7 protein-coding genes are annotated in these 4880 nt (G+C 35.5%); 5 read left to right on the top strand and 2 right to left on the bottom strand.

What is annotated here, in order from left to right:
* The first annotated feature begins 82 nt into the window (after positions 1 to 82).
* Positions 83 to 331 carry a 30S ribosomal protein S20 gene (rpsT, locus tag AACZ30_RS12955; RefSeq protein ID WP_075326189.1) on the top strand — a complete coding sequence of 83 codons (249 nt, stop codon included), beginning with the start codon at positions 83 to 85 and terminating at the stop codon, positions 329 to 331.
* Between the two features lie 80 nt (positions 332 to 411).
* Here the strand turns inward: rpsT and AACZ30_RS12950 are convergent, their stop codons facing one another.
* Positions 412 to 1326 carry a glutaminase gene (locus tag AACZ30_RS12950; RefSeq protein ID WP_208224890.1) on the bottom strand — a complete coding sequence of 305 codons (915 nt, stop codon included), beginning with the start codon at positions 1324 to 1326 and terminating at the stop codon, positions 412 to 414.
* 1 nt (position 1327) lies between these two features.
* A complete protein-coding gene (gene pepE, locus AACZ30_RS12945; RefSeq protein WP_339649863.1) occupies positions 1328 to 2035 on the bottom strand; it encodes a dipeptidase PepE in 708 nt (235 codons plus the stop codon).
* Between the two features lie 143 nt (positions 2036 to 2178).
* On the opposite strand from pepE, the gene AACZ30_RS12940 reads away from it, so the two are divergent.
* From AACZ30_RS12940 to AACZ30_RS12925, 4 genes are all read left to right on the top strand, one after another.
* Positions 2179 to 2976, top strand: coding sequence for a hypothetical protein (locus AACZ30_RS12940; RefSeq protein ID WP_208224892.1), 798 nt, complete (start codon positions 2179 to 2181; stop codon positions 2974 to 2976).
* 49 nt (positions 2977 to 3025) lie between these two features.
* On the top strand, positions 3026 to 3796 hold the full coding sequence (locus AACZ30_RS12935; RefSeq protein WP_339649861.1) for a carboxypeptidase-like regulatory domain-containing protein: 771 nt from the start codon (positions 3026 to 3028) through the stop codon (positions 3794 to 3796).
* Positions 3797 to 4543 (top strand): carboxypeptidase-like regulatory domain-containing protein, encoded by a 747-nt coding sequence (locus AACZ30_RS12930; RefSeq protein ID WP_339649859.1) that lies wholly within the window; start codon positions 3797 to 3799, stop codon positions 4541 to 4543. It begins immediately after the preceding gene.
* Positions 4524 to 4880: carboxypeptidase-like regulatory domain-containing protein (locus tag AACZ30_RS12925; RefSeq protein WP_339649857.1), on the top strand; the 357-nt coding region annotated here is incomplete at its 3' end. The genes AACZ30_RS12930 and AACZ30_RS12925, both read left to right, overlap by 20 nt.

Here is a 4880-nt window from a genome sequence, read left to right as displayed (position 1 = left end):
TAGGACGCCAGGTTTTCATCCTGGTAACAGGGGTTCGATTCCCCTACGGACTACTTTAAAAAATAATTAAAGCAATTTTGTAATGGCAAATCACAAGTCAGCATTGAAGAGGATTCGTAGCAATGAGACCAAACGTCTTAGAAACCGCTACCAGCATAAAACTACCAGAAACGCAATTAAAAAGTTGAAGGAGTCTGAGAAGAAAGAAGCTGAAGCTCTTTTGCCTTCTGTTATCTCTATGGTAGATAAATTAGCAAAGAAAAATATTATACATGATAATAAAGCTGCGAACTTAAAATCGCAACTTGCTAAGCACGTAGCTGCGCTTTAATAATATTACAGTGTTCAATTATAAAAAAATGCTTTCTGCGTTTGCGGAAAGCATTTTTTTATTTTTAATAGTTTTTGGGTTTAAAAAACCGAAAGACCGGTTAGGGAAGTAAGGCGTTCTAAAGCCTTCATTCCTAATTCTGAATTTCCTTTTTCATTTAAAATAGGACTCCAAACCGCTACTGAATACTGGTCTGGATGAATGGCTACAATACCTCCGCCAACACCACTTTTCCCCGGTAATCCTACTTCAAAACTAAATTCCCCGGCTTCATCATAGAAACCACAGGTTTGCATTAAAGAATTTATCCTTTTTACAGAGGTGGGAGTTAAAATCTCTTCATCTGTACTTAATATTTTACCCTTATTGGCAAAGATCATAAACGCCTGGGCTAATTGTTTACAAGACATTGCCAGCGAACAGAGATGAAAGTAAAAATCTACAGTAGGTTCTACTTCACATTTAATATTCCCCAGTGCTTTCATATAATTTACCAGTGCTACATTTCTATATCCTGTGGAACGTTCTGAAGCTGCAATTTTAGGATCAAAATTAATACTATTATCTTCGGTAATTTTCCTTACAAAATCTAATAATTCCTGTTTTGGATCTTCTAATTGATCTACTAAAATATCTGATATTACTAAAGCGCCGGCGTTTATAAATGGATTTCGGGGCACACCGCTTTCATATTCTAATTGGCTTAACGAATTAAATGGATCTCCCGAGGGTTCTACATCTACCCGGTCCCAAAGATCTTCTCCCATAATACGCATAGCCATAGAAAGGCTAAAAACTTTAGAGATACTCTGAATAGAAAAAAGCTCTTCGCTATCTCCAAAACTAAAATGTTGCCGGTCTCCACAATAAACGTGCATACCAAATTTACGCGGATCTACTTTGGCGAGTTCAGGAATATACGAGGCAACTTTGCCGGTTACATCCCGGTAACTCAGTTCATCATTTATGGTATTTAGTATACTTTGGTAGTCCATATTAATTTAATTCGCTTAAGTCTGAATTGGTTTCTATCTCGAAAGGTAATTTTTCTGATTTAAAAATGCGAGCGCTCAAGCTACCTTTTAACTCAATTTTATTATCTGAAACCAGTATCCAGCTACCTTCCCTAAGTCCAATTACAGGTTGCGTATTTATAGTGTGGAATTCTTTTATTCGCGTCTCCCGGGTTTCTCCTTTATGCGTAGAATTTGAATCGGGATCTAAATAATGAGGATTAATATTAAAAGGAACTACTGCCAAAGTTTTAAAACTTGGCGGATAGACTATGGGCATATCGTTGGTGGTTTGCATTGTTAAGCCCGCGATATTCGTCCCTGCACTGGTGCCCATATAAGCTGCGCCATTTTGAATACTTTCTTTAAGCGGTTGCATTAGCTTATTTCGGTAGAGCTCAGAAACCAGTAAAAAAGTATTGCCCCCACCGGTAAAAATTCCTTTAGCTTGAGTTATAGCTTCAGTCATATCTTCAAATTCGTGAATTCCTCGTAAATTAAGTCCGGCCTTGTTAAAAGCTTCTGAAGCTTTTTTAGTGTATTCAGTATGCGAAATTCCGCCGGGACGGGCAAAAGGAATAAAGATCACTTCATCTATATTATTAAAAAATACCTTTAATTCCGGAATTAAATATTCCAGGTAATCCTTCCCATGTAAAGTTGATGTGCTGGCCAATAATGCTTTGCTCATAAATGCTTTTATTTTTCTAATGCTAGTATAATATATATTGACTTAAAATTAGTCTAAATAGGGGTTTTAACAAAAGTTTACAAGCTGCTTTACTATAAATAAGGACTAAGAATTGTTACTTTATTAATAGGAAAACCACAACTATGTTAAAGAATACATTTTTTATTATTTTTATTTTATCCAGTAGTATTTTAATTGCCCAGGAGAAGGAACGCACTCTGGTAAACGGTAAAATTATTGTTCCTGAAGAAGACACTCCTGAGGGAATGACCATTTTTAACCGAAACACCGCACGCGGTACCATATCTAATCCCGACGGGGAATTTAAGTTAAGTGTTGCGCTTAATGATACGGTAGTATTTTCTTCCATTCAATTTGAAGAATTTAGAGTAGTTGTAGAAGAAGGCGTTATAAATTCTGGAGAAATGAATGTTTTTCTAACAGAATCTGTAACCGAACTGCCAGAGGTGCTGTTATCTGATAATAAACTTTCTGGAGATATTAGGGTGGATGTTAGCCGTATTGCAGTTAGTGACCCAGATGTTCCCCGGTATTCTGCAGCCGATTTGGAGGCCATGAATGTCAGAAGGCAACCCGATTCCTTAATGGGGCCCGGAAGAAATGCTGCTCTGGCTGCCGGAAATACCAGGCTGGTAAACGGACTCAACTTTGTGAACATCTTTAAATTTCTTGTGGGGGCTGAGGTAGAAAACAATCCTTTTACGAAACAGGAACTCGACGAAAAATTACGGGATCTTTATGACGATGAGTTTTTTAGAACCAACCTGGATATTGAAAAAGATAAAATAAATGATTTTATTTACTACGTTACAGATCACGGTTTAGATAATGACTTGTTGGAAGACGGAAACGAATTAAACCTAATTGAATTTCTAATCGAAAAAAGTAAAGAATATAAAGCATTTCATGCTCGGGAATAATACTTAAAAACCTTCATCAATCATCATTATTCATCATCAACAACAATCAATGAAATATTTTTTATCTATTTTATCGTGTTTTTTTGTAGTTACAGTAAGTGCCCAGGAAAAAAAACAGCTCACCGGTAAAATTAAAGCCGATAGTATTGAAGCTCCTATTCACATCATTAACATAACGCAAGAAAAGGGCAGTGTAAGCGATAAAGCGGGAAATTTTAAAATAGAAGTTTCAGAAAACGATTTGTTGTTAATTTCTTCGGTGCAATTTCAGCGAAAAGAAATAAAGATTACTTCTAAAATTCTTAATGAAGAAACACTAAATATAAAATTACTTCCTGCCCTAACCGAACTCGAACAGGTAAGGGTTCATAATCTTAGTGGAAACCTGGAAGAAGATATTGCCAACATTAAGGTAATAGATATGCCGGTTATTAGTGTGCCGCCTTCCCCGCCAAGTGTAATTCCAAGAGGCACTCCAAACGCAGCATTTAATGCTAGTCAAACTCAGGCGCCGGCCGGTGGGAATATTTTAGGTTTGGTGGGATTAATTACTGGTAAACCAAATTTTGGATCATTAGGCGGTAAATCTGCATCCCCTGTTAACCGTGAAAAAGAGGTAGTTAATAGCCTTCGTAACAAATTTGATGATTACTTTTTTACCAATCATTTAAAAATTGATCCTACTCATATAATGAATTTCCTAACCTATATTTTTGAAAATGGTTTTCAGGAAAATTTTTTAAAAGAAGAACGCGCTTTAGAGCTTGTAGTTTTTTTGGAAAAGCAAAGCAAAGCTTACCGTAAATATATTAGCGAATAGATGAAAAGCAGCTTCTTTCTTATTTGTATGCTTATTTTTTCAGCTCATTTATTTTCCCAGGATCGTGTACTACAAAAAGGGGAAATTCTTGCTGATTCTATTGAAGCACCAATTCATATTATAAATATTACTGCTGAAAAAGGTACGGTAACCGAGGCAAACGGTGAATTTTCTATAGAAGTAAGGGAAAATGATTTGCTGTTATTTTCATCAGTACAATTTCAGAAAAAAGAAATTTTAATTACTGCTGAAATTTTATCTTCCAAAGTTTTAAAAGTTGAATTGCAAAAAGACCTTACAGAATTAGACGAAGTTAGATTGCACCAATTAAGCGGAAACCTGGCAAGTGATATTGAGAAAATTAAAACCTTTGATCCAGGAATTATTGGTTTTGCCCTTTCTGATAAAGAACCACTAAGTATTGAAGAGCGCAAATTGGTTGCAATGAGCAGTCCAATGGACCCTGTTGGTCTCATTTTTGGAGCGCTTTCCGGAGAAAGAGAAAAACTTAAAAAAGCGATAGAAAATAACAGGTTAAGTGCACTGGTTTATAAGGCCAGGGAATTTGTGCCTGATGAGTACTTTACTGAAACCTTGCTTTTACCTTCTAATAAAATTATGGATTTTCTCTACTATTGTAGCTTAAAACCTAATTTTGAAGAATTAGTCAAAAAAAATGATCCCCTGGTTCTAATGGAATTTTTTAAAGAAAAGCTTCCAGAATATAATGAGTTTATCAAGGATTAAAAGCATTAATTTTTTCTTTATACTGTTGCTGCCTTTTGCTGTGTTTTCCCAGCAAGAAACTATTTTTTCAGGCCAAATAATTACCGAAGAACCACTTTTATCTCCGGTTCATATAATTAACATTACCCGGCAAAAAGGTGGAGTTAGCGAACTTCCTGGTCATTTTTCTGTAGCGGTAAACATAGGTGATTCGTTAGTTTTTTCTTCGGTTCAATATAAAAAGAAAACGATTGTAATAGATCGTGAAAAACTTCAGCAAAACAATTTTACAATTAAACTGGAGGAAGATCTTACTGAATTAGATGAAGTAAAACTTCATAAGCTCTCAGGAAGTCTG

The organism is uncultured Salegentibacter sp., assembly GCF_963972535.1.
In the GTDB taxonomy this organism is placed as follows: Bacteria; Bacteroidota; Bacteroidia; order Flavobacteriales; family Flavobacteriaceae; genus Salegentibacter.
The sequence above is the reverse complement of the archived record's forward strand: the minus strand, read 5'-3'. Positions and strand labels throughout refer to the sequence as shown.

What these genes read in the sequence shown, in the direction of transcription:
- rpsT (WP_075326189.1), top strand. Translation starts at nt 83, where the DNA reads ATGGCAAATCACAAGTCAGCATTGAAGAGGATTCGTAGCAATGAGACC.
- AACZ30_RS12950 (WP_208224890.1), bottom strand. Translation starts at nt 1,326, where the DNA reads ATGGACTACCAAAGTATACTAAATACCATAAATGATGAACTGAGTTAC.
- pepE (WP_339649863.1), bottom strand. Translation starts at nt 2,035, where the DNA reads ATGAGCAAAGCATTATTGGCCAGCACATCAACTTTACATGGGAAGGAT.
- AACZ30_RS12940 (WP_208224892.1), top strand. Translation starts at nt 2,179, where the DNA reads ATGTTAAAGAATACATTTTTTATTATTTTTATTTTATCCAGTAGTATT.
- AACZ30_RS12935 (WP_339649861.1), top strand. Translation starts at nt 3,026, where the DNA reads ATGAAATATTTTTTATCTATTTTATCGTGTTTTTTTGTAGTTACAGTA.
- AACZ30_RS12930 (WP_339649859.1), top strand. Translation starts at nt 3,797, where the DNA reads ATGAAAAGCAGCTTCTTTCTTATTTGTATGCTTATTTTTTCAGCTCAT.